This window comes from Ammoniphilus sp. YIM 78166, assembly GCF_004522215.1.
GTDB lineage: Bacteria > Bacillota > Bacilli > Aneurinibacillales > RAOX-1 > YIM-78166.
Genome location: NZ_SDLR01000004.1, coordinates 788,154 through 813,273, shown reverse-complemented (window position 1 = coordinate 813,273; position 25,120 = coordinate 788,154). Strand labels below are relative to the sequence as shown.

Genomic DNA, 25,120 nt, shown 5'->3' with positions numbered 1-25,120 from the left:
TCATAGGTTGAGAGGAAAGTTGCAACAAAAGTTATTTTGATTAGTCCATTAACTAATTCTCATCATTCACCATTTTTCTATCGCCACTTTTCAGTGAACCCGTCGAAATTTCCCGGAAAATGTTAGACTTTCGATCTAACCTTAACTCCTTCTCAATATAGTATACTAACGTATCGAGTAGATTCCCTATCACGACATTTTTGTCACCAGATACCTGAAGAGCAGCATCTGCCATCGATAACTGCCCTACCGAGATCATAGGAGCTCCCTTTTCTATTAATTCAAGAATAAAATTGGAAACCTCGCGGTTATACCCATCCTGGTCTCCTTGCATGATTAGAGAAAATGCACCCTCAGCCACCTGAACATCAATTTCCAATATTTTTCCTCTCGATGCGGCGAATTGGTTCAGTCGCTCCATTGTCCCGTTCACGGTAGCTGGATTAGTGAACACCAGCACTTGTGAGCCTGGATAATCACAAACGAATGCAAAGAAGGGTTCATCTATTTTGATAATGGGTGTGGAAATAGACATCTCTTGAAGCAGAGCGATATAATTCGTGCACGTGATCAGGATTGCATCCACTCCACATTTATCTATCCATTCGATCTGTTCTTTCACTTTTGCCTGTGCCGCTTCCATAGTGAAGCTCTCATCATGCGAGACACGATAAATTAATCCAGGCTCCACAAAATGTATCAACTCAACCTCATAAGGTCCAAAAGCCCTTTCCATGTACTCAATATTGGAATGATGAACATGTAAACAACCGATTCGCTTTTTCAACTAATTCACAACCTTTCTTAAGTGATAAAAAAAACTTCTATCGAAGTATTTTCAGGGTAGCCAGACCGCCTTTAGAGGAAGTTTTTTATGCGTTTAAGAAAGTTTGTTCACTTTAATGCTTTAGTGAACTTAAACTTTCTTAAACAGTAAAAAACAAAAGCCTCAATCTTGATCAGATTAAGACTTTTGCTTCAATATTCTTATTATAGATTCCAGTTTCTTCTTGGCTTATAGCCGGCTTTTTCCAAGAAACTCATTTCAGTTTCACGCGACAAGCCATTCATTTCAATGTTAGCTGTGCGAGAAACAATGAGCATTTTGCAGGCCATCTCGAGGGTCTGCAGCGACATCCGGGCTTCCTGAATGCTAACGTCATAAACGAGTACCCCATGGTTTTCCAGCAGCAGGATGTTGGCCGCTTTTGCTTTTTCAGCCACTGCGTCCCCTAAGTTCGTACTTCCTGGGTGATGATACGCCACTCGCTCTACTCGCTCGAGATAATACATCGTTTCCACAAACCAGTTGGAAGGGATCTCAATTGAAGAACAAGCAACAAGCGTGCTGTAAAATGGAGAGGCATGCAGCACCGCTCCAATATCTGGGCGGTTCTCATAGATCGCTCGATGCATCGGCGTTTCCTTCGAAGGTTTTTTACCGTTTGAATCTACAATTTGTCCAGAAAGCGAGCACTCCACCAGATCCGTATCCTCTAACTCACCCAAGAAGGTGCCGCTGGCGGTAATGAGATAGCGGTCATCCGTTGTACGAGCGGAAATATTCCCTGCATTTCCCCAGGCCAACTCATATTCCATCATATATTTCCCTGTTTTTCTAAGTCCCTGTCTTACAACTTCAATATCGGGCACGAACATTCACCTTCCCATCTAAGATTTAAACAGTTGGACTAAACCGATAGACAGCTGAGGGATAAAGGTAAGAAGCAATAGCGTTACCAACAGCACCGCGTAATACGGAAGCATTCCCACAGAGATTTGATCCAAACGGATTTTCGCCAGTTGCGCAGATATGAACAAGTTGACACCCAATGGAGGCGTACACATCCCTAAAGCCAGGTTTACAATCATGATAATCCCGAAGTGAACCGGGTCAATTCCCATTTGCATCGCCACCGGCAGAAGCAATGGAGCCAAGATAATAATGGAGGCATTGGTCTCCATAAACATTCCGACAATGAGAAGGAACAGATTGACCAGAAGCAAGAAGATGATCGGATTACTGGATATACCGGTAAAGAATTCAGCGACCATTTGCGGTACATTTTCACGCGTGATAATCCAGCCAAACAAACCGGCAGTGGAGATGATAAACATGATGATGGCTGTCGTTATACTGGATTGGGTGAGAATCGTGACAATTTGCTTGATCTTGATTTCTCTATAAATCACGACACCGACTATGAAAGCATACCCGACGGCGATTCCCGCGGCTTCCGTTGGAGTAAATATCCCCCCGTAGATTCCGCCTAGGATAATCACAGGCATGAGTAAAGCCCAGAACGCTTCCTTAAACGCTTGAAAAACTTCTGGCATGGATTTTTTCGGCTCGCGCGTATAACCACGCCTTTTGGAAACCACATAAACCGTCATAATCAAGGCAAAACCAATTAGGATTCCCGGAACAAAACCTGCTAGGAACAGATCCCCAATGGATACCGAAGCCGTTACCCCATAAAGGATCATCGGGATACTTGGCGGAATAATAATTCCGAGCTCACCCGAAACTGCCTGGGTGGCACCTGCAAAATTGGCATGATACCCACGATTAATCATGGCTGGAATCAACATACTACCCAATGCTGCGGTTGTAGCCGCACTTGAACCGGATATAGCAGAAAAGAACATGGCTGTCACTACAGTTACGATGGCAAGTCCTCCAGGTAAATGCCCCGTGAGTGCATTAGCAAGAGCAATTAATCGTTTGGATATTCCGCCATATTCCATTAGGGTTCCCGCTAATATAAAGAACGGAATCGCCATCAAAGGAAATGAATCGATGGAAGTGAAAGACCGCTGCACCAAGACAATGATCGGCGTTCCCCCATCCCACCAGAGCGCTATGGCGGAAGCCAAACCGATGGAAACGGCAATGGGGACACTCAAGGCAAAGAAAATCAACATACATACCATTAATATAGTGAACATTATTTTGCCTCCTCTTTCCCGGAGGTGAATACATCAATGATAGCCGCAAGGGAATTTAAAGCTAAAAGAAAAGCTCCAATGGGGATCGACGCATACGGAATGGCCATCGATAACTGCATGCCAGCTGATGACTGCGCTTTCACTCGGTCTAGCATATCTATTCCTTGCTTAAACATGATAACGAAAAAAACAATGGAAATCAGCATAACCAATGCCGTTACGAATTTCCGCTTATGCTCCCCTAGCATTTCCGGGAGCAATTCAATAGAAATCAATCGATTATGCCGCATAGCGAGGCTCGCTCCCAGAAAAACAACATAGATCATCAAAAAACGGGACAATTCCTCCGACCAGTGTAAGGGTAAATTAAAAATAAAGCGGCTAGCCACTTGGATAATAATTAATATGGACATGACACCCAACATCAATGCGAGAACATATCCCACCACTTTATTCAATGCGTCAATCATTCTTACCACGTGATGCATGGCACAGCTCCTTTATTTTCGGTCATATGACCGGAGTAAAAAGTGAAGACGGTACCCGAACACTTCCTAAGGTTCGGGTAGCCGCCAGGCCAATGGATTACTGCGTGTTTACAATGCTTTCATAAAGCTCTTTAGCTGCATCTGACTTATTTGCGAAGTTTGGATGAACGGTTTTTGCTTTTTCCATGAATGGAGCCGTATCCACGTCCACAATTTCCATACCTGCATCCGTCAATTTCTTCAAGACTTCTTTTTCCTGTTCATATACAATTTCGTTCTCGTAGGTTGTTGCTTCTTTTGCGGCTTCCTCAATCGCTTGCTGTTGCTCAGGAGTCAGCTTGTTATAAGTTAAGTCACTCATGGTCAGCATGACGTAACCATACACATGGTTCGTGTTGATCAGATATTTTTGCACCTCATTGATCTTAGAGCTCTCAATTAACGCTACCGGGTTTTCTTGCGCATCAATTACACCCGTTTGCAAGGAAGAATACACCTCACCGAAAGCCATTGGCGTTGGGGTTGCTCCCATCGCTTCCCAAGCTGCAATCGATGCCGGGATTTCAGGAACACGGATCTTGATCCCCTTCAGCTCTTCCGGCGTTGTCACTTTCTTGTTGGCGGTGAGCTGGCGCGGGGTGCGCTCCCAGAATTGAAGTCCGCGGATATTGGCGCTAGCAAGAAGATCTGCCTTCAGCTTGTCGCCAACAGGTCCGTATAATACCTTCTCCATATGTTCCTTATCACGGAATAAGTACGGTAGCTCTAAGATGGCGTAAGGCTCATAAAAGTTGGAAAGTACGCCTGCAACCAAGGCAAAATCAACGGAGCCCAACTGCATCCCTTCAATAAGATCGCGGTCATTCCCGATCGTGGAGCTTGGATACACATCCACCTCCACTGTCCCATTGGTTTTTTCTTTTACTAGCTCAGCAAATTTTTTCGCACCCAGGTTCCAAGGGTCATTTTCTCCTGCAATATGCCCAAGCTTAAGCTTAACCGGCTGCTGTGCACCCGCTTGCGGGTTTTCAGCTGGCTGCCCTTGATCTGCAGTCCCTCCGCCACAAGCCGCTAAACCTACACTCAGAGCAAGAACCATAGAGCTAATTCCCAGTTTTTTGAACAGTTTCATTCTTATTTCCCCCTTTATTTGTGTATGATCCATTAGAATTCAACAAGCACTTTCAACGAGCGGTCTTCCTTCTTGTCTACCATCTCAAAGCCTCTTGCCGCCTCATCATATGACAGCTTGTGCGTCACAATTACGTCTTCTTGGACATGCCCAGCAGCAATCAGGTTAATTGCCGCAATCGTATCCTCGCGAGTATAAGTCATGCAACCGACAATTTCCTTCTCACCTTGCTGCAAGTTCACGATATCGAAGGTCTGCGTTCCATGAAACATGGCAATCGTAACCACGCGTCCACCTTTGCGAAGCAGTGAAATCGCCTGATCAATAATGCCCGGCACACCTACCGCAACTAATACCTTATCAAACTCTCCGCCCACAAGCTCCTTGGCTTCGGTTGTCCATTCAGGCTTGTCCATGATATTCATCGTATGGGTAGCTCCCATGTTTTGAGCCCCTTCTAAGGCATAATCGATGACATCTGTGACAAGAACCGTAGTAGCTCCCGCCGCTTTCGCTGCAGCCAGCGTCAATAGTCCAATTGGACCTGCCCCCAGGATCGCTACTCGGTCACCAAGCTGAATATCGCCTTTTCGCACAGCATGAACCCCAACTGCGAACGGTTCAACCAAAACCCCTTGATCATAGGTCATGCTATCCGGAAGCTTGAAGACACATGTCTCAGGAGCCGCAAAATATTCCGCCATGGTACCATACCAGCCCTTGATTCCTGGTGCTCCTCGATCTCCGCAATAGTTTACGTTTCCGGTCAGACAGTTCTCGCATGTTCCGCAACCGCTCTGTGGTTCCACCGTCACCCGGTCTCCTACCTTAAACTTCGTGACAGCCTCCCCAACCTGAACAACTTCTCCCGCAATTTCATGACCAATGATCACCGGCGGCTTGCGGAATAAATGGAGCCCTTTATAGGTGTGGATATCCGATCCGCAAATCCCGGTTACCTTTACTTTAATCAGTACTTCATGAGCAGCTAGCTGTGGCATCTCCACATCTTTAACAACTACTTTGTATGCATCTTCTACAAATACTGCTTTCATGATTTCCTCCACTTTGTTTGTATTTTTATAATAATAATTTTTGTTTCGATTGATGTAGATGTTCGCGAATTAACTCCACGCTTTTGAAGTCCCCGCTCTTCAGACACGAATAGATTTCTACATGTTCTTGCCAGAACTGCTTCATTCGCTCTGGATCTTTTCGCAAGTGACGATGGGTGATTCGCTTGAGCTGATCCTGGTAATTCAGTAGGACCTTGTAGATTTCTTCATTTCCTGAGCATTCGCAAAGGAGGAGATGAAACGCATGATCCGCCTGAGCAAATCCTTTGATATCTAATTCCCTTGCCGTTTCTTCGGTTTCCTTCAAATTGGCTTCAATTAATTCGCTCATGTCTTTCGTGATCTTCCCAGTAATCTCGGCACAAATATAGGTTTCCAAGGCAATTCGCAAATTATAAATATCGACGATCTGGGTAATGGACAAGTCATTGATAATAATGCCCTGTTTAGATGAAACGGTGACAAATCCCTCGGTCTCGAGTCGAACCAACGCGGCTTTGATCGGTGTCTTGCTCATTTCCAGCATTTCGATCAGTTCCCGTTCTGATAGAAAACGGCCGGGAGCAAACTGCTCATCCAGGATCTTTTCCTTAATAAACTGGTAAGCCTGATCTTTTAGAAGGGGGGCTGATGTGCTTTTGGTCTGTTCCATTCCATTCCCTCCCTAGTCGCGAGCAGCGTTTCTCACATCCGAGAAGTAGTTCGGCCCACCCAATTGGCCGCCCTTCAAAGCGACTTCCATGCCATCAATTTCCCCTTCCAAGGAATACGCTTGGCATAATGGAGCACCCGGTGAAACAGGCAGAAGCAACTCCAACCCATAGAGTCCCATTTCACGACTCACAAATCCCGACGTATCTCCACCCGCTACGATGACCCGACGGATGCCGGTAGCCTGCATGACTTCACGCGTCCATTTACCGAGTTGTCTACCTATGATCTCGCCTGATTGTAATTCTGGAATGCCCAACTGGCGGAAGCGCTCACGTGTAGCTGTAATCGATTCATCCTCTGGCCCAAGCGCGGTGTAGAGAATCACGCTTTTTCCTTCTTTAATAAGCTGGATGGACTGATCGAGCAACTCGCGAGGAACCGTCTCTGTATCCACAATCTGATCCACGGATACGCGAATACCATGGAATCCGTCCTGGATGGCATTTTCAATTTGACGTTGAGTTACCATGGAAGCACTTCCGGATACAGCAAATACCTGCTCTGCCGATTTTACTGGTCTGGAAACTTCCTTATTCTCACTTATCTTAAACCCTGCCTCTTTCCAATAAGCCGTCAGGGCATAACCCAAACCGGATGAACCTACCACGAAGTGGCTGTTGCCTGTTGCCGATTCCCAAATCAATTGTCCGCTCACCCGCATTCGGGCATCATCTAGAACATCGAACAGAACGACACCGAATTCATCCCATTTCGCACGGTACCGATCGTTTACCGCCTGCCAATCACCTTCAAGCTCTAGAATGTTCATTAAGCCTATCGCTTCCGGTGTTTGTTTGGCTAAGTGCAATCGCAAATCCGCTTCCTTCATTGGAGTAATGGGGTGTCTGGACATGACCGGATGGCGATCCAAACGATAAACCGTGTCCTGCATTCTAGCAAAATGCTGACCGAAAAGCGTATAGCGCCCTAATGGAGGGGCACCGACCAAAAGGGGAATCACAGGCTGATCCTTAAAATAATCCTTGGCTACTTCGATTGCTTTCCCTATGTTGCCGACTTCCACTGCAGAATCAAAAGTAGAACAAACCTTGTAATGGATAATCTGCGGTTGAATCTCAGCAAATTGCTGGTACACGGGGCGCAGCTCTTCTTCCATCTCAGCCGGGCCTTTCGCTCGGCTCGTCCCTGCTACACCGATGCAACGCAAGCCTTCAAATCGCTTTAATAGCTCCTTTGTAGGCGGTTCAAAAAACAATACCGTTCGGTACCCGCTGATGGCTAGCGACTCCATGGCATCTGTAGATCCGGTAAAGTCATCTCCATAAAAAGCGAGCAACAGTCCGTTTTCTTTCATCGTTGTATTCCTCCAGCCTTATCATTTTGCAAACTTCTGCATTGCTGCCGATAACTCAGGATGGGTCTGACTGTAAGACTCTAGCGAGATTCCCTTTACAGCTGCCTCCCAGCCCTGTCTCATGCTCAATACGCCTGCTGCGATTCCCTCTGGATGGGCAAGGATGCCTCCCCCGGCCAGATGGATAACATCCGTCGTTGGTACAGCTTGGTAAGTCGGAATAGCTGTAGCTGCCCATTGCCCTGAAGATAATACCGGCATAATGGGGTACCCGCCTAGAAAAGGAGTCAAACTATCCTGAATTGCATTCGCTACTGTTTCATTGTCTTCTGAAAACTTATTATTTAAACCGTTCGTATGCAGATGATCCACACCTGCAAGGCGACACAACTTCTGATACACCCTAAAGCTCATTCCCAGCAACGGACTGCGGGACATGGCCCCCCACTGCGTGCGGTGCCCATGGATCGGGAGTTGGGAATACTGCCGTAGAAAAGCGGTTCCAGGCAACCCCACACTGTTAATGCAGACCATGACGCAGGTTCCACCCGCCTCCTTCACGAGATCATGGTTTTTTCGCAACTCATCAATATCCCCGGTGATGTTGAAGGCATACATCAATTTTTTCCCGGTCCGATCAGCCACTCGCTCAATCTCTTCCATGATGACCTTTACTCGCTGTTCTAGCGGAGCAAATGACGGATTGGCACAAAGCTCGTCGTCCTTGATAAAGTCAATGCCGGCTTCTGCTAATTGTCGAACCAACGGGCCATAATCTTCGGTATGAAGGCCAATACTAGGCTTAATGATGGTTCCTATCAAAGGTCTATCATACACGCCGCATAATTCCCTCGTCCCTTGAATACCAAATTGAGGACCCGGGTAGCGATGGGCAAATGGGGCAGGCAATTCAAGATCGATTAACCGAAGCCCAGAAAATTCACCTAACTCATACAAGTTCCCGGCGACGGTAGACATCAGATTCGGAAGAGATGGACCGATATTATCGATCGGAAAGGATAGTTCAACAATTGCCCGCCGATAGGTTCCATCCCAGTCCTTTTTCGGAACACGGGCACCAGGCAAAGAAGGCTCCCGGACTTCTTCCAATTCTTGAATGCGAACCACCCTTGCTCCATGCTTTTCTTTCAACTCAGGCGTCTCCCCAGGTACGGAAACGAAGGTGCCGGTAGATTGTTCTCCTGCCATCACTTCAGCTGCATACTCAAGGGGAAAAGCGGTTTCTATTAAATAAGTGGCTAAGATCCGATGATTCTCCAAATCGAATCCCTCCTATCCTAGACTTCAAAGCAAAGTTCTATCTTAGATCCATGTTAGATCTATCTTAGATCTAAGTTAGATCTTAGTGTAAATCGCTTTCATTGTCAATAATTTTTTCTTTATTTTGAGCTAAAAGAGCAAAAAAAAACCAAGAGTATATACCCTGGTTTGTAGCAAGAAATAAATTCTTCCAAAAGAATATATTTATTCGTTATAATGAACATATAAAGAGGAGGATGGATGCTCATAAAACGTATTAGTAAGCATATCTACTTAATGGTGTTGCTTTTATGTATCTCCGATGCTGTTTTTACCGATCTGGGCTTGCGCGCGGGTCAAATATCGGAGTTAAATCCACTGATGAATCATGTTTACTTCCATACCGGGATTACCTGGTTTTATCTCATTAAGGTAGGGCTTCCTCTTCTTCTCTTCCTGTTCAAGGCACACATTCCTTTTAAGAGGGTCTACAAACCACTGGCCCTTACTTTAACCCTCTACCTTCTAGTAAATGGCTTGCATTTGGTTTGGTTTTTTAGCCTTCACCCATGGTGAAGGCTAGCTCTCATTTCCTAAAGGCAACCACACTTCCACCCGGGTTCCTTCATCGACTTGGCTAGAGATATTCATCTTCCCGCCATGCGCTTCGATAATTCTATAGCTGACCATTAAACCCAAACCCATCCCTTTCTCTTTCGTCGAAAAGAAGGGTTCCCCTAGCTTGGCTAACCGCTCCTCCGGAATCCCTGGACCTTCGTCAATAAACCGAATGAACAGACGATCTTCCTGTCGGCCTGCTTGGATTCGAAGCGTTCCCCCATCCGTCATCGCTTCAATGGCATTTTTGATTACATTAATAAACACCTGCTTCAACTGGTTTTCTTCACAGGAAATCAACGGGAGATCAGGTTCAATGTCGGTTTCGATAACCACATTATTTAAGATCGCCTGTGTGTTGGCTAGGGTAATTACATGATTGAGAATAGTGCCGACTTCTTTGGGTTGGAAGTTGAGCACATGTGGCTTAGCCAACAGCATAAATTCACTAACGATGAAATTAATGCGATCGAGCTCGGAAGACATAATGTCATAGTAATAGCGGTGGCCTAGGTTCTGTTCCTTTAACAATTGAACAAATCCGCTTAATGTCGCTAAGGGGTTGCGTATTTCATGGGCAACTCCTGCCGCCAATTCCCCCACAATCGAAAGGCGATCCGACTTTCTCAGCCATTCCTCCGCTCGCTTCCAGTCAGTAATATCTTTGGCAATACCGTACACGCCTACGATCTCGCCGTTCACCACGATCGGAACATTTTTGATGCTCATATCGATGGCCTCTCCACTTTTATGACGAAACTTCACCTCAAAGGTCGGCTGCTCTCCAGCTAAAGTGAGACGAAAGTTATGTTTGACCATCTCCCAATCCGGCGGGAATACCAGGTCGGCATAATCCATCGTGTTGAGCTCTTCACAGCTATACCCGGTAATCTTCTGACTAGCGGCATTCGCACTGACAAACTTCCCGTCTCGATCATAGGAAGCAATGGCTTCGGGATTTTGCTCAAAGAGGGACTTGTACCGCTCTTCCGCCTCTTTGAGTTCCGTAATGTTGCGCCCGATTACCGTGAGTCCTTTTCTCCTCCCATCCGGGTGAAAGGTAGGGACTTTAATCACATCAAAAACACGTACGCTGCCATCGGGCTTCGGAATCACTTCTTCTAGCCGAATAATCTCATGGGATTGCAATGCTTTCTGATCAGATTCATAGCAGTAAAGCAAGGCCTCCTGGTAAAAATCAGAATAAGCGGCAAGTTCCTGATCGGTTTTCCCTTTGTATGGAACTCCCTCTAGCTGGAACAATTGCAAGGCAAAAGGATTGGCTTCGACCCAACGGCCTTTTGCATCTTTATAACAAACAAAATCAGGCATCGTATCCACGACAAAACGGAGCTGCTCTTCTCGTTCCTGGTAGAGGAGTTTGGCCTTTCGCTCCTTGGACACTTGTCGAAAAATCAAGAAGGAAAGAACCCCCACCGTAACAAGCATGAAAATTAGTTCTAAGATCACATGGCTCCAAAAAGGATGTTCCGTCGTTAAAAATAATTGGGAGGATATCAAAATCCAAACAATGGAAAGGATAAAATATATAAAGGGTATAGTAAGATAAGCTCTAGATTCTTTCAAATTGGTTCGCCTTCCCCCGAGTGCAAAATTTTTTGCATGACTCTGAGATTATAGCATAAAACACAAAAAAACCCCTACAACTCTGCAGGGATTTATTATGCATCTTCTGGCAGGCGATCCACCACGAGCTTCGTTACAGAGGTATAATCTCCCTCCGCTACTTCTTCATCGGTTGCCTCTGCTTCCAGCTCATCCATTTCCAGACCGGGAGCCACTGTGGGTTCCCCTGCTTGCTTCCTCGTTTCACGATCTTCTGGCATCATCTTCAACTCCTATTCCATCGTAGTATGTCTAGAATCGGTTCTTTTATTCGTTACCATTTCGTGAACTTCTTTACAGTATGAAAAAAGGGCGGTAAAATTTACCTAGTAAAAGGGCAAACTTGTCGAAAGACAAGGACGCAAAGCATTGGGCCTAAGCGATCACCATCCATCGTATGGTTGCCATGCCGCCAGGTACTCCTAGAGAGGGTCTTGGCCTTCATCTAAGGAGGTGCACGTATGAGAGGTATCATTATGATGGTATTATTTACTTTACTTTTTTCCCCTGTTCATTTCGCACAAGCCAAAGCCTCTCCAGTACAGAACCAACCCCACCTCAGCACCTGGTTCTGGCATACGGAGATGATTGAAACTCACCCATCTGACGTGCTTTCCTTTATCAAACAGCAACAAGTGAAGACGGTTTATCTCCAAGTGAACTCTAGCATTTCGCCCCAGTCCTACCAAACCTTCATTCAGAACCTGTCGAAATGGGAAGTAGAAGTCCATGCGCTAGATGGCTCCCCTTCGTTTTCAGAAGAGCAGCTCGCCAACTTTTATACATGGCTCACCACATATCAGGAGCAAGCCGCTCCTAACCAGAAGTTTAAAGGAGTGCATTTGGATGTCGAGCCTTACCTCCACTCCGACTGGCAACAGGATAATCCTAACGCCATCCTTCGTTATCAGGAGTTTGTCATCCAAGCTAAGGACGGCGCAACTCGTTTAAGCCTCCCGCTGAGTTTAGCGATCCCGTTTTGGTTTGATGAGTTCACCTACAGTAATCTTTATGGGTCAGGGAATCTGGCGAAATGGATTATTGAACAAACCGATGCCATTAGCATCATGGCCTATCGCGACTCCGCCGATGCTATTATTCAAATTGTCAAAGAAGAAATCAACTGGGCTAATCAGCTAGGCAAAAAAGTCATCATTGGCGTGGAAACCAACCAGACCGATGAGCCATCTTTTATCACCTTCCACGAGGAAGGCGAAGCCTACATGAAAGATCAATTAACAAAGGTTGCTTTGCACTATCAACAAAGTCCAAGCTATGCCGGCATTTGCATCCATGATTTGAAGAACTGGATGGTCATGAAAAAATGAAGAAAGAGCCTCCATGGTTTAACGTGGAGGCTCTTTCTTGTCAAAGAAGCTTTCTAAGCACTTTTTTCCCTTTCTCGGTTATCCTGAATTGATCCTTTTTTATTCGCTCAATCTCTCCATGATCAAGCAAAAGTTTCATTCGTTCCTTTGTTCGAGGGTCATTTATCTCCAGATCAAGATCCCGCAGAGTTAACTCCCCATTTTTATCTAGCACATCTAATATTCTTTTGGATAAGATCATTTCTACCCCTTAATCTTCCGTTCTTATATTCATTTTGATATGATCAGGTTTAGGAAATATGCTCATCAATAGATCTATCGCTTACTTTTGCAAGCACTTATCATAAATTACCCCACTTAGGAGGATCTATGAACGCGAGAGCCTTTGGTGCTTATCTGCGAGAATCTAGAAAACAAAAAAAGCTATCGATTCGTAAGGTTGAACGCCTGAGTGGAGTATCAAACGCCTATATTTCTCAAATTGAAACGGGCAACCGTGGCATCCCTTCACCCGAGGTCCTGCGAAAAATAGCGGAGCCACTAGGGATTACTTATGAGGAACTCTTAGAAAAAGCAGGCTATGTAGACGCTCCACCCTCCGACTCGACTGACCTAGAGGATATCTTTCGGAATATGACGGTGACCTTCAAAGGAAGGGAATTAAACGATCATCAAAAACATTCCATGCTTAGCTGTGTGAAGACCCTTATTGAAATGTCGGAGGAGGAGTCATAACGGTTTCCCCTCCATCATTTTTTTCAGCATCCCGACATACGCCTCAAATAGCTGCGGATATTGTCGCTCCTCCACAACAACGACAAACGTTTTACTATGTAAAGTAATAGGAGTTCCCTTCTTCGTCCAAGATTCATACTGAAACTCAAAGCTTCCCTTTGTTTTCAAAAAACCTTCGTAATGTTCAAAAATCGTATTCCTGGTATCCTCATCCATCACCCGAAAGGCTGGTGTCCCCACCACTTCCCCAGGGGCATAGCCCAGTACATTCTGAATGCCAAAGGAAACATATCTTGTCTTTTTTGATCGATCCACCAAGCAAATAAATTCGTTCAACCGATTATCCCAATACTCAATCCAATCCCCCGATATCCCCTGAATCACTTTACTAATTTCCATATATTCCCTCCCCTCTTAACTATAATTTACCATTTATTTATAAACTTGTCTTTCTTTGTTTTAATAGCCATCCATGCATCCCATACTCCACCATCCCTAAGGATAATCCCGTAGCAGCAGCGCCCAAGAGGGTAACCCCATTCCCTGGTACGAGAAAAGGAAGAACCCAGGTTGCCCCTGTCATAAAGAGAGCTCCCTGAATCGTCGCTTTCTCATTTCCGAACATCGGCAAGATCGTTTCATCTGCAAAAAGCCCAATCAAGATAAAGAAGCCACTAAGCAGAAGAGGCGGAATCCAAGAGGAATAGTGAATTTGGGAAGGAAGGAGCGCCCCTGCCCCGAAAATTATGGTGGGAAATAGGATGATTTTATACATGAAATTGATTGCCATGCGTTGGCCAAGATTCATTTTCCAACGAATCCTCCTTTTTTCTTTCATTCTCGACAGAATCCCCCCTGCTCATGCAAAAACTGTTGATCGAAACTCGTTTACCTACCAAATATTACTAATTTATAATTAATTTTGTTACTTTATGGGAAGGAGAACGACAAGTGAAACGGATATGGACTTGGATTGTCGTCTTATGCCTGCTCGCGGGAGCCGGCACCTCGGTAGGAGCAGCAGAAAAGAACACGCAACTCATCATTATTAATAAGGCCACCAATAAACTAGCCTTTTACCAGGACGGAAAACTGATCAAATCATTCCCTGTTGCCACCGGCAAGCAACAAACGTATACACCTGAAGGAACCTTTGAGATCGTCAATAAAATCAAAAACCGCCCTTATTACAAAGGAAAAATTGCCGGCGGCGACCCGAAAAATCCCCTCGGCGATCGTTGGCTGGGTCTGAATGCCCGTGGTACGAAAGGGGACACCTACGGAATCCATGGCAATAATAATGAAAAGTCGATTGGCAGCTATGTTTCCCTTGGCTGTGTTCGGATGCGCAACCAAGATGTCCGGTGGTTGTTTGACCAAGTCAAGGTGAAGACTCCCGTCATTATCACCACCTCGAAGCTAAGCTTTGCTGATATTGCCAAGAGCAAGAACTTTACGGTTGAAGCTGAGCCAACTCCAACGAAGCAGCCTGCAGCGCCTGTCAATGCACCACTAGAAAAGGTAGATGTCCGTCTGACCTTAACCAAGAAGGCCGCTTTATATAGAAAGCCCGGAGTCGAGCCTACTCCCCATGCCCTATCGCCACAGCCCATTCAAGCTTTTGAAAAGCAAGGCGATTGGTATCGTGTAAAAACCTGGACGGGGGACCTTTGGCTTTACGCTGACCAAGTTCTAATAGGTGAAGCTAAACCAGTCGATAAAAAAATCCGTGTAGATCAGTATGTGCCCATTTTTGAGCAGCCCTTAGTCTCCAGCCGGAAACTCGGCGGGCTATCCCCTCAAGTCGTCTCCGCCTTCGAAGAGTGGAACGGCTGGTATCGCATTCAGAGCTTTGCCGGAGAGGTTTGGTTCGATGGACGCACAGCTTGGTCCGAGGTCCCTGTCACCATTGCAGAGCCTGGCGAGCTTCCTGTGGAGCTCAGCTCCGATCAACCTTCCGTCCATATCTGGAATGAAGAGAGCTTTGTGTATATCCCTACTGGTCATGTGAAAAGTGCTTGGGAGAACCGCCAGGAAGTCGTCGTCACGATAGAGTCAGGCGGAATCCCCGCCCCAGCGGTATGGGTGAAGCTCGAGCAGGTGCCGCAAGGGAAAGGAATTAGGTTTGTGTTGGAATAAGAAGGGGCAAATTTAGCGGATTCTGTTCCGGTTAATGATTGAGGATGCTACTCAGAAGGATGAATAGACGGAGTAAAATCCGGTTAAATGGTTAGCTAAGGGCTGTCTTTAAATATCAAAGCAAAATAACCGGAAGAGCTTCCGGTTATTTTGTTTATTTTAACTTGTTCCTTTACATTAAACGGAATCCACTCCGCTAAAAAAAAGAGGCAATCACCTCCAGGTGACTACCCCTTGCGCTTATTCGAATAGTATACATCTAGAACGATAGGATGGCCCTTCTGTGTCTCACAAATGTTACAAACGTGCAAGGTCTCACTCATATATTCACTGATTTCACGTCCACAATCGATACAGTATTGACTCTTCATGACTATCCCTCCACTATGTATGAATTTTATGTTTATTTATATGCAAGATGGGTGCCAACCATTCAGAGCCCATTATTCCGCCTATCAACCACAAAAAACGCCCAATTTCCAGCACTAAGCCGAAAATTGGGCGTTTTACTAACTGATTTGACGCTGCAAACGGCGGATAACTTTCCGCTTTCGATAAAAAACTAGGGCCCCATACACGAGTCCATAACACACCAGTGAGATCACTAAGCCATCAATAGCGCTGCCCGTAAGAAACACTAAGCCATTTTCTTTCAGAGACTGCAAAGAAAGGTGCAGGGCCGGAGCACCTGAAGAACCCGGGTCAACCAACAAGGCCCCCACTTTATAGTTCAGGACCAAGAAAAACGGCACGATAAACTTCCCCATCACGAAGCCAATCAACGCCACCGGAAGGGATCCGCGGAATACCTTCATAAACGGATATAACAGAAAAAAGGCCAAGCCCATGGTAGGCAGGGTGATAAACTCAATAAACATTCCGATGGCAAAGCTGCGGGCGATGACCGTGGTGGCCCCTTTGCTGCGGATCAACTTTAAATATTCCAGCTTGATTTTTCTATGCATAAGAACTTCCTCTCTCTTATGAAAATGGAAGGTTAGGGAATCCTACATTCTATAGCGTTTACTGTAGGAGGCTTTTTTATGGTTAAATATTGCATAATGTTGGGTCTCGTCGTTCTTACTGGATGCGGCGCGCAAACTGTGCCTCAAGATCACTCATTCATTGTCAACCAATTGTCCGGTACGACAGGCACTTCCTTTAACGGCGAAATGCTCCGCACCCGCAGCTACGATGGCGTTCGCAATTACTGGGATGATAATATTGCTATTTTTGTTACGGATGAGCGTGGGGATACGGCTATCCTCCATACCAATCCACCAAGGTAATTCATATTGTAACAGATATTTGTCCTACTCACTGCATAAACATGTCCAGAAGATAGGTTTAGGAGGTGGGTAGTTTTTGTCATGAGGCTCAACCGTTACCGTTTACGGCAAAAGTTGTCACAATACGGCCTTTTTGCCATGGTCGCCCTTCTCGTCGCCACGTTGCTCATGTTCTTTTGGTTCGGGGGCTCTTCACCCTCCATCCCCGGGAAAATGACGCCCCCCCAACAGGTGCTGGAGCAGTTTTATCAATATGAGCAAGCCGGAGACTTCGGGAGCTCTTGGGAGCTATTTCATCCCCAGATGAAGGAAAAATTTAAAAAGGATTCCTACATCCAACAGCGTGCCCATGTGTTTATGCAGCATTTTGGTGTCTCTTCTTTTGACTATCAGTTGGGTGCAGCCACCACGCTAAACGATTGGGAAATGAGCCCAGGAGCAACAACCTTAGCCGAGGTCATCAAGATACCGGCGACCCTTTCCTACTATAGCTCGTTTGGAGACTTTGTCATCCAGCAGGATGTGTTTTTGGCCGTTGATCAAGATCAATACACCATCCTTTGGGCTTATTCCAAAGCCAAATAGCTTCCGACACCATCGGAAGCTATTTTTCTAACAGCACTTGCTTGACCAGCTTGGCTCGCTGAACCCTTTGGCGCTGGTAAAACTCTTTTTCTGCCCTTTTCAGCACACTTCGTTGAATCCCCTCTTGGTTGGCACTTCTCTTCATCTGGATCATCACCTGCTCAAACTGCAGATCCACCGCTTGTCCTAGTTTATACATCAACCAATAATGATGAACGTTACCCTGTTTGGCGTAAGAAAGCAGCTCTTTTAGCTCTCGCTTATATTCTTTTTCAATGTAAAGCAGCTGCGGCACATATTTCTCCCGAAACTGCTGATAAGCTTTGTCCTTAGGCCGATTCAACCGAACGACCTGTGTTGCCACTCCTGCGGCTTTCTCGCTGCCTGGAACAAAAAAAGGAGTCGGCGGCGCCTTCGTCGTTATCAGGACGATGCCCGTAAACAAAGGAACGAGAAGCAACACCGCTGGGATCCAAGTCAAAAGGGGAACTGTTCCCTTCCTCAATTCCATACGGTGCAGAATAATGGGCACCACCAGCCCCGTTACAATGCCCGCCCCATTTGCCAGTACATCCAAGTATTCCGTATCCCGACCCGGGAGAAAAAATTGCCGATATTCATCCAATATGCCCACCAAAAACAGCAAGCACGCCACCCCAAAAATCCGCTGCAACGCCCTTCCTTTCGGCGAAAGCTGACAAGCCACGGTCCCTAAGATCAATGCTATGATTCCATAAAAGAAAAAGTGATAAACCTTATCTATCCCGATCACAACGCAGATCACCTCTACGTCCAGTATTTCCCATATGGACGGGTTCCTATCCTTTTTATGGAAGGATTACGATATTCGTAGACACAGGTCTTTCCTTCCCATCCGAAGGTCGGTTCAGCACTTTACCGTTATAGTAAAAAACACTCGAACCTCCTCCATCCAGGTTATAGGCATCTCTCACTTTAAAGTCCAGCAGTTTTTCCTGCGCTTCCTCTAGTGTAACCCCCTCACTCCACCCTTTTCTGCGCCCATCGATCACAATGAACAGCAAATCCCCATTGGAAAAGTGGCCGATCAAGGTTCTCGGGTGCTTTTTCTTCGCCCACTCCGCAGGAATTGGCAGCTTCTGGCCTCCTTGCAAGAGGGTCGGAAGAAAGCTGGCTCCTTGCAAAATCCCCACCTGCTGAAGCTGCTCAGGGGTCGCGATGTTGCCTCCTACTAACCTTCCTTGCTGATTAAAACCCACGAAACTCAGAGACGTGGAATTCGAAAAGGTCCGAATCTGCCCATCCACCACGGTAATCCCCAGCGGAACCAGCTGTCCCTGCGCATCCGTCCGGAATCCTCCCGCGTTAATGCCCAATATTGCTTGCTTACGTCTTGCGGCTTGGCTCGTCGTCTCCCCTTTACTCATCACCGCATCCTGTGCCAGAATCATTTTCAAGGCCTGAGGATCATGAAGCTTGACCTTAGCCATATACCCCTTATAGCCTGCCTCCTCCAAAGAAAACACCTTAATGGTCGCTCGTTTGCCAAAGGTTTGTCCAATCGGCTTGCCCAGCATATTGGATAGTATCTGATCCAGAACGTCTTCGGACTTCTTTAACTGCGTTTGACTGTTCTCAAGAAGCTGGGCCAATTGCTGGTTTTGTTGCTCAACATCCTTTTTCTCCGACTCGGCCCCTAACTGAATTTTAACGATCAGGTCCTGCGTTTGTTTAATCTTTTCCTCCACGTGCTGAACGCCTTCTGTTAAGTGTTCGACCGGAAGGTAGAGTCCCGCGGGCTCAGCGGGAAAAAACGGATGATCCGTTTGATAGAACGCGAGCATAAACCCGATGATCGGCGCCGTCAGCCAAAACATAAACAAAAGAACTTTACTGGCCACGGGCAGCTTCCTCCAGATGCTTAAGCGAGGTTTTTAATTGCGTCAGCTGGCTATCCAGCATCGCCATACGTTCCTGCAGCGCGTGCTTCGTCTGATTCGTTCCATTCAAGGTCTCATCGGCAAAAGCAAGCTCCTCCTTAATCAGCCCTAACTCCTCCTGCATCTTCAACAGCTCTGTCTGCAGCAGTGCCACCTGCTGTTCATTATGCACCTTCACCTCTTGGATTTGCTGCTGGACATAAGCCTGGGTATTTTTAATGTACTGATTCGCTAGATAGTAACCGCCATAGAGAAGCCCTCCCCAGACTACTAAAGTCAATACTCCGATGAGAAGTTGTTGGTTGGCATTCGCTTTTCTGCGCTTTTTCATATTAGATTCTTCGATTTGCATAGTTTCACTTCCTAATGAAAAACTGACAGAAACTAGTATAGCACCCTTTTCTTCATTTTTTCTACATAGTTAGATGAGATAATCTAAGTAAGAAAAAGAAAGGAGGGTTGGCATATGAGACGATGGATGATAGCAGGAATCGTTGGAACGCTCGTGCTGATTGGTATGACAGGGGCTTGGGCAGCTACCGCAACCCCCGACTTTGAGCGGATGCTGCCGCATATGAAAGAAATGCATCCCGAGATGGGCGATGCGGAAATGAGGGCAATGTTTGAGGCTTGTCATGCAGACGGCGGTCACGGCATGATGGTTGGGATGATGCACAGAAAAGGAAACTAGCAGTTTTAAGACACGGGGTAGGTGGATGGCACATAGCATAGTAATTGTCCCCTAGCAGGGTGTTCGGCCTACTTGGAATCATTACTGGTTTGAATGCACTTGCTTGATTCTGTGAGCAAATGGCATGAATTATTTGGAATGATACCAGGTACGTAAGCAACCGACATCTCATCGTGAGCATCCACCACTTTTCCGTGAGCATATCAGAATGTTTGTGATCATCCAGACCGAACAGCAGCCATGCGGCCGTTCCAGGTTATGTAAAAAGAATAAAAGCCTAAAAACCAGACTAAAATCACACTAAATCTTAAAAAAACTTAGAGAAGGTGCTCCAACTCCTTGGAATGAACAAGTAAAGGCTCTCCCTTGCGGGTGAGCCTTAGCCGACTAATCTACATCTGGATTGAACGGTGCAAACATACCGTCAGGATTGGGCTTCCAGATCCATGCGTGGAGGGTGTAGGGTATATCACCATGGGGAGGATCAAAAGTTTCGCCGAACAACTCGTTTTCCACTGTCGATATATATTCCACCCCTACGAGCTTAAATCCATTTTAGTTTCGATATAAAGTAATGCTTCAGGTTTAGTAACATCTACTTCTTCATCAATTAGGATTGGTTTAACATAGTGGATTCCCATTCCGGGAACTGGAGGTGAACCAGGTACATATCCATCCTCTTCTGCTTTATTAATATCATGATACTTAGCCGTCGCTTGTTTCGCTTTCGCTAGATCCTTGCTCACATCAGATTTACTCGGTTCGGCACTGACGAATGACACAACGGATAAAGCCATGGCAGCAGTCAAGCAGAGAACTTTAACTTTTCTTAAATGTTGTTTCATACCTACAACCTCCCTAGACAAAAAAATATTTTGTACAGGTAGATTATATTGTCGAGGAACCGCAAAAATTGCTGAAGAAAAACAAATAATGACTTGTTTTAGGAGTAAAACAGATATGTTGTCGATTATTTTTTGGATCAACAAAACAGGGTGACCCTTAATAGCGGGTCACCCTGTTTTAGATATTCAATTACTGATTAGGTTGGGTGTTGTCTGTTGGTGCTGCTGCTGGAGTTGTAGCTGGAGTCTCTGTAGCTTCAGCTGCTGGGGTCTCTGTTGCAGGAGCTTCTGTTGTTGCAGCAGGAGTTTCCGTTTGTGCAGGTGTCTCCGTAGTTGCTGGAGTTTCAGCTGCTGGAGTCTCTGTCACAGGAGCTTGTGGAGCCTCTTGCTCTACAAAAAATCCTTTATCATAAAGATTGCGAAGAACGGTAGCCATTTCTGCACGGGTTAAAGCTTTTTCAGGGCTGAACTTATCGTTCCCTGTTCCATTCATTAATCCCATGTCTTTTGCCCATTCTACGTTTTCTGCATACCATTTTTCTTTAGCCACGTCTGTGAAATAGTTTTTGAAGGTATCTGCTGCAGCCATTCCCAAACCTGCTCCTACAGATACTGTAGCTACCATACCAAGGATGAATCCTTTAACTGTGTGCTTGTTCATGTTGTTTCCTCCTGTGTACGTTAGAGTCCTGTACATCGTAATACAGTTAGGGGGCCCTTTCAATATGTAACCATTGGAAAAACAAAGGTAAGATGCTTCACCTACTTGGAACCATTACCGGTTTGGTAGCAAGTGACTTGGTTTCGTGATCTAATGGTGCGAGTTATTTGGAATGCTACTAAGTACGTGAGCAAAGAGCACGTCTTCGTAAGAATCCTCCATCTTTCCGTGAGCATATCAGAATTAACGTGAGCATCCGGACCCAAGCAGCTGCTATGCGTTCCTAGACCAGGCCAGGATGAAAAATAAAAGCCAAATTACCTAAAAAATCAGCTTGAAATCGGCGTCTCTAAACCAAAGTTTAGATGGCACTTTTAAAAAACAGGCTAAAATCACCCCAAACCTCGAAAAAAATGGAGTGAGGCCCTCGATCCGTCTCTGATTTGATGCTCGCAAGTAAAAAAGATCATCCCTCTGCACGGGATGACCCTATTTATATAGCCTACTTAGGCTCTTCCATATTGCTGATCAAAAAACTTCCATCCTTCTGCTTCGTCACGGTAACCACATACTCAATCTGGGAGATTGCGCTATCCTTTGTCAGCTCACTCGTAATGGTTCGGTTTGAGCTCAGTGAATATTGAAAGTCTTTTCCAGAATGCTTGATAAATTTGATCTTCGGCTCTGTTCCAGTCACGACCGCCTGTGAGTCGATAATAAACTGCTTCATACCCGCACGCATTTCATGGTATTTCTTCGCATAATCAGCGGTTAGATATGGGTCCCCTTTCTCAAAAGAGCCAGGGTCACTGTACGTCACACTTGCCTGTGTCCCTTCAAAAGCTCGGACTACTTCTTCTGCCGCCTGTTTATCTTTTTGAATATCCTCTGCACTTTGTTTAGCACATCCCACAATCATCAAAGTAAATATAGTCAATAGAATAATACCTAGTCTTTTCAGTGTCATAGTAAAGCAGCCTCCTCAAAGAACATCTCTACCTCATTCTGCCATAGGAACAACCAACTTTAAACCATTAATAATTAGCAGAAATAGAAAAAACAGCCCCTTATCTCTACTCAGGAAGCTGTTTTCCCTATCTGGTGACATTTCACACAATGTTTGAAAATGTAGAAGGGATGGGCGTTGTTGGTACCTTTTGGGGGACCCGACTCTATTGGGCGTTCCAACTTGGATTGGGCGCTTCCCACCGCTTTTCGGGCGCCTCAACTCCGCTTTTGGGCGACCGAGCACCACTATTGGGCGTTCCAATCTGGATTGGGCGCTTCCCACCACCTTTCGGGCGACTCAACTCCGCTTTTGGGCGACCGAGCACCACTATTGGGCGTTCCAATCTGGATTGGGCGCTTCCCACCGCTTTTCGGGCGACTCAACTCCGCTTTTGGGCGACCGAGCACCACTATTGGGCGTTCCAATCTGGATTGGGCGCTTCCCACCGCTTTTCGGGCGACTCAACTCCGCTTTTGGGCGACCGAGCACCACTATTGGGCGTTCCAATCTGGATTGGGCGCTTCCCACCGCTTTTCGGGCGACTCAACTCCGCTTTTGGGCGACCGAGCACCACTATTGGGCGTTCCAATCTGGATTGGGCGCTTCCCACCGCTTTTCGGGCGACTCAACTCCGCTTTTGGGCGACCGAGCACCACTATTGGGCGTTCCAATCTGGATTGGGCGCTTCCCACCGCTTTTCGGGCGACTCAACTCCGCTTTTGGGCGACCGAGCACCACTATTGGGCGTTCCAATCTGGATTGGGCGCTTCCCACCGCTTTTCGGGCGCCTCAACTCCGCTTTTGGGCGACCGAGCACCACTATTGGGCGTTCCAACTTGGATTGGGCGCTTCCCAGCCTCTATCGGGCGCCGCCCCCCACCTTCCGTACCATCTCCCACCAAGTCGAATACAATAACACGAGGTGATCTAGCGTGTCGTATCGTATCATAGTCTCCATTAATAAACGGCAGCTCTACTTGTTAAGGGATGATATTGTTGTTCGTGGCTTTCCTGTAGGGATTGGAAAAATGCTTACTCCAACGCCGACAGGCGACTACACCATCATTAACAAAGCCCCAAATCCGGGAGGCCCGTATGGAGCCATGTGGATGGGGCTGAATAAGCCTGGCTATGGCATTCATGGAACGGATGCACCATGGAGTATTGGTAAACAAGTGTCCAGGGGATGTATTCGGATGTACAATGATGACGTAGTAGAACTTTCGAAAATTGTGCCGATTGGCACAAGGGTCACGATTAGGCCCAACTAGCGGGAGAACGGGACGCGAGCCGAGCGAGATACTCACCGCTTTGAACCATCGGAGTACAATCTTCTACATTCTCCAAGCCAATTTCAAAAATAAAATCTTTAGCTCGCAAAAAAGGCAACAACGCTCCCCAGTCCACATTTCCTTCCCCCAACGAAAGGGAGTCATGGCCATAGCCCTGACTATCCACCACATGGTAATACTCGATGTACGGATAGGCTTCAGCGATGGATTGCTGGAGCTTTTTGTTATCCCCCTTGACAGCGATAAAAGCATGACTGACATCCATGCATAACGAAAGAGCCAGGGGTCGAACTACGTCCGACATAAGATAAGGATTTTCCTGCGAAAATAAGCCCTGGGTCGTGTTTTCCCAAAGGAACCAATCCGGTGCCCGGTAGTGGATTTGCTCGATGCGTTCCCGGAGCTGCCGCGAATGTTGATAGGGGTCCAATCTCGTGCATTCGGTATGGGCATAGTGAGCGTGGACAACGCACTTGACCCTTTCACGCTGACACAGCTCGCTCAGTTCGGCACAGGACCAATCATAATAGTCTCGACGTTCGGGATCCTCACTCAAGATGTCAACATATTCTCCTTTCCACCTCATGGGGTGATGCAAATAGACAGTGATCCCTTTGTCCTTTAACATTCGAATGACGCTCGCTACTCTCTTCGGCTCATACAGGTCTTGTTCAAACAGCTGGAGCTCTAGGATTTCGGGATGGTGTCGCAACCGATCGGTCAGTTGCCGGATATGGATCGCAGATTTTAATCGAATGTAGTTCATTTTTTGCTCACCTCTTTTTACAGACCTATTCGGTAAATTCCTATTTTAGAAATATTTTCATAAAATCCATTGACACTTATGACCACATAGGTGTAAATTACACATAAGAAGATAATTCGCAGGGAGGTACCTCCGATGGTGACGAAAAGGAGAAGGAAAATGGGGAATATAAACGAAGAGCAGAATGTAACTGAAGTCGTAGAAGACGTGGTAGAAACCAAAACTGAAATTTCAGATGAGGTCGCGAGTCAGATTGAGCAGCAACTTTTAGACAAGCATCCCCTCGCCGATGAGACTGTTGTTGAACCCGTTGTCGAACCGACCGCAGAACAAGAAGCGGAGACCCATGAGCTTCATCCTTTTGTAACAAGCTGGAAGCAACAGCTTCAAGCGATGAACTCTATCCACGATCAATGGGAAAAGTGGAGCCTTGAGGCGTTAGAACAGCAAGCCGCTTTTTCTCAAAGCCTGATGAATTTCTTACCGCAGCATGAACTTTTTGTACCTGCCCATGAAGCAGTTAAGACCACCTGTGAACAAGTGCAATCCTCTACAAGAAGCTTTTTCGCTCAGAGCAGACAGGCTCGCAGCGAGTGGCTTGACCGAGCAGAAACCTCGACCTTACCTTTTCAGAAGATGGGCCAGCTTTTTTGCCCATATAAATAGGGAGCCATTTGGCTCCC

Annotated in this window: 35 protein-coding genes and 1 riboswitch; of the genes, 9 read left to right on the top strand and 26 right to left on the bottom strand. The window is 46.2% G+C overall.

Annotated features, from left to right (window positions below):
* Positions 1-52: 52 nt before the first annotated feature.
* The 9 genes from EIZ58_RS20560 to EIZ58_RS20520 form a co-directional block, all read right to left on the bottom strand.
* Positions 53-787 (bottom strand): hypothetical protein, encoded by a 735-nt coding sequence (locus tag EIZ58_RS20560; protein ID WP_240689240.1) that lies wholly within the window; start codon positions 785-787, stop codon positions 53-55.
* Between the two features lie 203 nt (positions 788-990).
* Complete coding sequence (locus EIZ58_RS20555; protein ID WP_134702727.1) at positions 991-1,653, bottom strand: class II aldolase/adducin family protein; 663 nt, start codon at positions 1,651-1,653, stop codon at positions 991-993.
* Between the two features lie 18 nt (positions 1,654-1,671).
* Positions 1,672-2,949 (bottom strand): TRAP transporter large permease, encoded by a 1,278-nt coding sequence (locus tag EIZ58_RS20550; RefSeq protein WP_134702726.1) that lies wholly within the window; start codon positions 2,947-2,949, stop codon positions 1,672-1,674.
* Positions 2,949-3,437, bottom strand: a complete 489-nt coding sequence (locus EIZ58_RS20545) for a TRAP transporter small permease (RefSeq protein ID WP_134702725.1) — start codon at positions 3,435-3,437, stop codon at positions 2,949-2,951. The genes EIZ58_RS20550 and EIZ58_RS20545 overlap by 1 nt, the downstream gene beginning before the upstream one ends.
* 97 nt (positions 3,438-3,534) lie before the next feature.
* Positions 3,535-4,569: a TRAP transporter substrate-binding protein gene (locus EIZ58_RS20540; protein ID WP_240689238.1), complete on the bottom strand. Its 1,035-nt coding sequence runs from the start codon at positions 4,567-4,569 to the stop codon at positions 3,535-3,537.
* Between the two features lie 32 nt (positions 4,570-4,601).
* Positions 4,602-5,624 carry a zinc-dependent alcohol dehydrogenase gene (locus EIZ58_RS20535; protein WP_134702724.1) on the bottom strand — a complete coding sequence of 341 codons (1,023 nt, stop codon included), beginning with the start codon at positions 5,622-5,624 and terminating at the stop codon, positions 4,602-4,604.
* A 25-nt stretch (positions 5,625-5,649) separates the two neighbouring features.
* Positions 5,650-6,297 (bottom strand): GntR family transcriptional regulator, encoded by a 648-nt coding sequence (locus tag EIZ58_RS20530; RefSeq protein ID WP_134702723.1) that lies wholly within the window; start codon positions 6,295-6,297, stop codon positions 5,650-5,652.
* 12 nt (positions 6,298-6,309) lie between these two features.
* A complete protein-coding gene (locus tag EIZ58_RS20525) occupies positions 6,310-7,674 on the bottom strand; it encodes a four-carbon acid sugar kinase family protein (protein WP_134702722.1) in 1,365 nt (454 codons plus the stop codon).
* A 21-nt stretch (positions 7,675-7,695) separates the two neighbouring features.
* Entirely contained in the window at positions 7,696-8,955 is a 1,260-nt protein-coding gene (locus EIZ58_RS20520; RefSeq protein WP_134702721.1) for a ribulose-bisphosphate carboxylase large subunit family protein, read from the bottom strand.
* Between the two features lie 240 nt (positions 8,956-9,195).
* Between EIZ58_RS20520 and EIZ58_RS20515 the strand changes: the two genes are divergently transcribed.
* Positions 9,196-9,510, top strand: coding sequence for a DUF5658 family protein (locus tag EIZ58_RS20515; protein ID WP_134702720.1), 315 nt, complete (start codon positions 9,196-9,198; stop codon positions 9,508-9,510).
* A 3-nt stretch (positions 9,511-9,513) separates the two neighbouring features.
* Here EIZ58_RS20515 and EIZ58_RS20510 read toward each other — a convergent pair whose 3' ends face one another.
* Positions 9,514-10,956 carry a PAS domain-containing sensor histidine kinase gene (locus EIZ58_RS20510; RefSeq protein WP_167577835.1) on the bottom strand — a complete coding sequence of 481 codons (1,443 nt, stop codon included), beginning with the start codon at positions 10,954-10,956 and terminating at the stop codon, positions 9,514-9,516.
* Positions 10,957-11,234: 278 nt separating this feature from the next.
* Entirely contained in the window at positions 11,235-11,399 is a 165-nt protein-coding gene (locus EIZ58_RS33640) for a hypothetical protein (protein ID WP_167577834.1), read from the bottom strand.
* Positions 11,400-11,504: 105 nt separating this feature from the next.
* Positions 11,505-11,595: riboswitch (cyclic di-GMP riboswitch) on the top strand.
* A gap of 44 nt (positions 11,596-11,639) precedes the next feature.
* Between EIZ58_RS33640 and EIZ58_RS20505 the strand changes: the two genes are divergently transcribed.
* Positions 11,640-12,506, top strand: coding sequence for an amidase (locus tag EIZ58_RS20505; protein ID WP_134702718.1), 867 nt, complete (start codon positions 11,640-11,642; stop codon positions 12,504-12,506).
* A gap of 40 nt (positions 12,507-12,546) precedes the next feature.
* Here EIZ58_RS20505 and EIZ58_RS20500 read toward each other — a convergent pair whose 3' ends face one another.
* Positions 12,547-12,747 carry a hypothetical protein gene (locus EIZ58_RS20500; protein WP_134702717.1) on the bottom strand — a complete coding sequence of 67 codons (201 nt, stop codon included), beginning with the start codon at positions 12,745-12,747 and terminating at the stop codon, positions 12,547-12,549.
* A 128-nt stretch (positions 12,748-12,875) separates the two neighbouring features.
* Between EIZ58_RS20500 and EIZ58_RS20495 the strand changes: the two genes are divergently transcribed.
* Positions 12,876-13,241 (top strand): helix-turn-helix domain-containing protein, encoded by a 366-nt coding sequence (locus EIZ58_RS20495; RefSeq protein ID WP_134702716.1) that lies wholly within the window; start codon positions 12,876-12,878, stop codon positions 13,239-13,241.
* Here EIZ58_RS20495 and EIZ58_RS20490 read toward each other — a convergent pair.
* Complete coding sequence (locus tag EIZ58_RS20490; protein WP_134702715.1) at positions 13,236-13,640, bottom strand: PAS domain-containing protein; 405 nt, start codon at positions 13,638-13,640, stop codon at positions 13,236-13,238. The two genes, EIZ58_RS20495 and EIZ58_RS20490, sit on opposite strands and share 6 nt — an antisense overlap.
* Before the next feature lie 37 nt (positions 13,641-13,677).
* Positions 13,678-14,049, bottom strand: coding sequence for a hypothetical protein (locus EIZ58_RS20485; protein ID WP_134702714.1), 372 nt, complete (start codon positions 14,047-14,049; stop codon positions 13,678-13,680).
* Between the two features lie 143 nt (positions 14,050-14,192).
* On the opposite strand from EIZ58_RS20485, the gene EIZ58_RS35065 reads away from it, so the two are divergent.
* Positions 14,193-15,380: a L,D-transpeptidase gene (locus EIZ58_RS35065; RefSeq protein ID WP_134702713.1), complete on the top strand. Its 1,188-nt coding sequence runs from the start codon at positions 14,193-14,195 to the stop codon at positions 15,378-15,380.
* Between the two features lie 227 nt (positions 15,381-15,607).
* On the opposite strand, the gene EIZ58_RS33635 is transcribed toward EIZ58_RS35065, so the two are convergent.
* Positions 15,608-15,751: a hypothetical protein gene (locus tag EIZ58_RS33635; RefSeq protein WP_167577833.1), complete on the bottom strand. Its 144-nt coding sequence runs from the start codon at positions 15,749-15,751 to the stop codon at positions 15,608-15,610.
* Between the two features lie 138 nt (positions 15,752-15,889).
* Complete coding sequence (locus EIZ58_RS20475) at positions 15,890-16,345, bottom strand: DUF2062 domain-containing protein (RefSeq protein ID WP_134702712.1); 456 nt, start codon at positions 16,343-16,345, stop codon at positions 15,890-15,892.
* A 78-nt stretch (positions 16,346-16,423) separates the two neighbouring features.
* On the opposite strand from EIZ58_RS20475, the gene EIZ58_RS20470 reads away from it, so the two are divergent.
* Both EIZ58_RS20470 and EIZ58_RS20465 read left to right on the top strand, forming a co-directional pair.
* Positions 16,424-16,669 (top strand): hypothetical protein, encoded by a 246-nt coding sequence (locus EIZ58_RS20470; RefSeq protein WP_134702711.1) that lies wholly within the window; start codon positions 16,424-16,426, stop codon positions 16,667-16,669.
* Between the two features lie 81 nt (positions 16,670-16,750).
* Positions 16,751-17,254 carry a hypothetical protein gene (locus tag EIZ58_RS20465; RefSeq protein ID WP_134702710.1) on the top strand — a complete coding sequence of 168 codons (504 nt, stop codon included), beginning with the start codon at positions 16,751-16,753 and terminating at the stop codon, positions 17,252-17,254.
* 19 nt (positions 17,255-17,273) lie between these two features.
* Here EIZ58_RS20465 and EIZ58_RS20460 read toward each other — a convergent pair whose 3' ends face one another.
* The 3 genes from EIZ58_RS20460 to EIZ58_RS20450 are packed head-to-tail and all read right to left on the bottom strand — an operon-like array spanning position 17,274 to position 19,525.
* Positions 17,274-18,026, bottom strand: coding sequence for a VanZ family protein (locus tag EIZ58_RS20460; protein ID WP_167577832.1), 753 nt, complete (start codon positions 18,024-18,026; stop codon positions 17,274-17,276).
* A gap of 55 nt (positions 18,027-18,081) precedes the next feature.
* Positions 18,082-19,134 carry a phosphodiester glycosidase family protein gene (locus EIZ58_RS20455; RefSeq protein WP_240689236.1) on the bottom strand — a complete coding sequence of 351 codons (1,053 nt, stop codon included), beginning with the start codon at positions 19,132-19,134 and terminating at the stop codon, positions 18,082-18,084.
* Positions 19,124-19,525 (bottom strand): hypothetical protein, encoded by a 402-nt coding sequence (locus EIZ58_RS20450; RefSeq protein WP_134702708.1) that lies wholly within the window; start codon positions 19,523-19,525, stop codon positions 19,124-19,126. The genes EIZ58_RS20455 and EIZ58_RS20450 overlap by 11 nt, the downstream gene beginning before the upstream one ends.
* Before the next feature lie 114 nt (positions 19,526-19,639).
* Between EIZ58_RS20450 and EIZ58_RS20445 the strand changes: the two genes are divergently transcribed.
* The gene (locus tag EIZ58_RS20445; RefSeq protein WP_134702707.1) at positions 19,640-19,864 is read left to right on the top strand and encodes a hypothetical protein; all 225 of its coding nucleotides are present in this window, start codon (positions 19,640-19,642) and stop codon (positions 19,862-19,864) included.
* Positions 19,865-20,400: 536 nt separating this feature from the next.
* On the opposite strand, the gene EIZ58_RS20440 is transcribed toward EIZ58_RS20445, so the two are convergent.
* The 6 genes from EIZ58_RS20440 to EIZ58_RS33620 form a co-directional block, all read right to left on the bottom strand.
* Positions 20,401-20,709 (bottom strand): hypothetical protein, encoded by a 309-nt coding sequence (locus EIZ58_RS20440; protein WP_134702706.1) that lies wholly within the window; start codon positions 20,707-20,709, stop codon positions 20,401-20,403.
* Between the two features lie 190 nt (positions 20,710-20,899).
* The gene (locus tag EIZ58_RS20435; RefSeq protein WP_167577831.1) at positions 20,900-21,370 is read right to left on the bottom strand and encodes an S-layer homology domain-containing protein; all 471 of its coding nucleotides are present in this window, start codon (positions 21,368-21,370) and stop codon (positions 20,900-20,902) included.
* Positions 21,371-21,872: 502 nt separating this feature from the next.
* Positions 21,873-22,337 carry a hypothetical protein gene (locus EIZ58_RS20430; RefSeq protein WP_134702704.1) on the bottom strand — a complete coding sequence of 155 codons (465 nt, stop codon included), beginning with the start codon at positions 22,335-22,337 and terminating at the stop codon, positions 21,873-21,875.
* A gap of 369 nt (positions 22,338-22,706) precedes the next feature.
* Positions 22,707-22,868, bottom strand: a complete 162-nt coding sequence (locus EIZ58_RS33630; protein ID WP_167577830.1) for a hypothetical protein — start codon at positions 22,866-22,868, stop codon at positions 22,707-22,709.
* Positions 22,869-22,870: 2 nt separating this feature from the next.
* Positions 22,871-23,032, bottom strand: coding sequence for a hypothetical protein (locus EIZ58_RS33625; RefSeq protein ID WP_167577830.1), 162 nt, complete (start codon positions 23,030-23,032; stop codon positions 22,871-22,873).
* Between the two features lie 2 nt (positions 23,033-23,034).
* Positions 23,035-23,214 (bottom strand): hypothetical protein, encoded by a 180-nt coding sequence (locus tag EIZ58_RS33620; protein ID WP_167577829.1) that lies wholly within the window; start codon positions 23,212-23,214, stop codon positions 23,035-23,037.
* Between the two features lie 97 nt (positions 23,215-23,311).
* Here EIZ58_RS33620 and EIZ58_RS20425 point away from each other — a divergent pair, with 97 nt between their 5' ends.
* Positions 23,312-23,650: a L,D-transpeptidase gene (locus tag EIZ58_RS20425; RefSeq protein WP_134702703.1), complete on the top strand. Its 339-nt coding sequence runs from the start codon at positions 23,312-23,314 to the stop codon at positions 23,648-23,650.
* Here EIZ58_RS20425 and EIZ58_RS20420 read toward each other — a convergent pair.
* On the bottom strand, positions 23,637-24,437 hold the full coding sequence (locus EIZ58_RS20420; RefSeq protein ID WP_134702702.1) for a sugar phosphate isomerase/epimerase family protein: 801 nt from the start codon (positions 24,435-24,437) through the stop codon (positions 23,637-23,639). The two genes, EIZ58_RS20425 and EIZ58_RS20420, sit on opposite strands and share 14 nt — an antisense overlap.
* Before the next feature lie 135 nt (positions 24,438-24,572).
* On the opposite strand from EIZ58_RS20420, the gene EIZ58_RS20415 reads away from it, so the two are divergent.
* Positions 24,573-25,103 carry a hypothetical protein gene (locus tag EIZ58_RS20415; RefSeq protein ID WP_134702701.1) on the top strand — a complete coding sequence of 177 codons (531 nt, stop codon included), beginning with the start codon at positions 24,573-24,575 and terminating at the stop codon, positions 25,101-25,103.
* Positions 25,104-25,120: the final 17 nt, after the last annotated feature.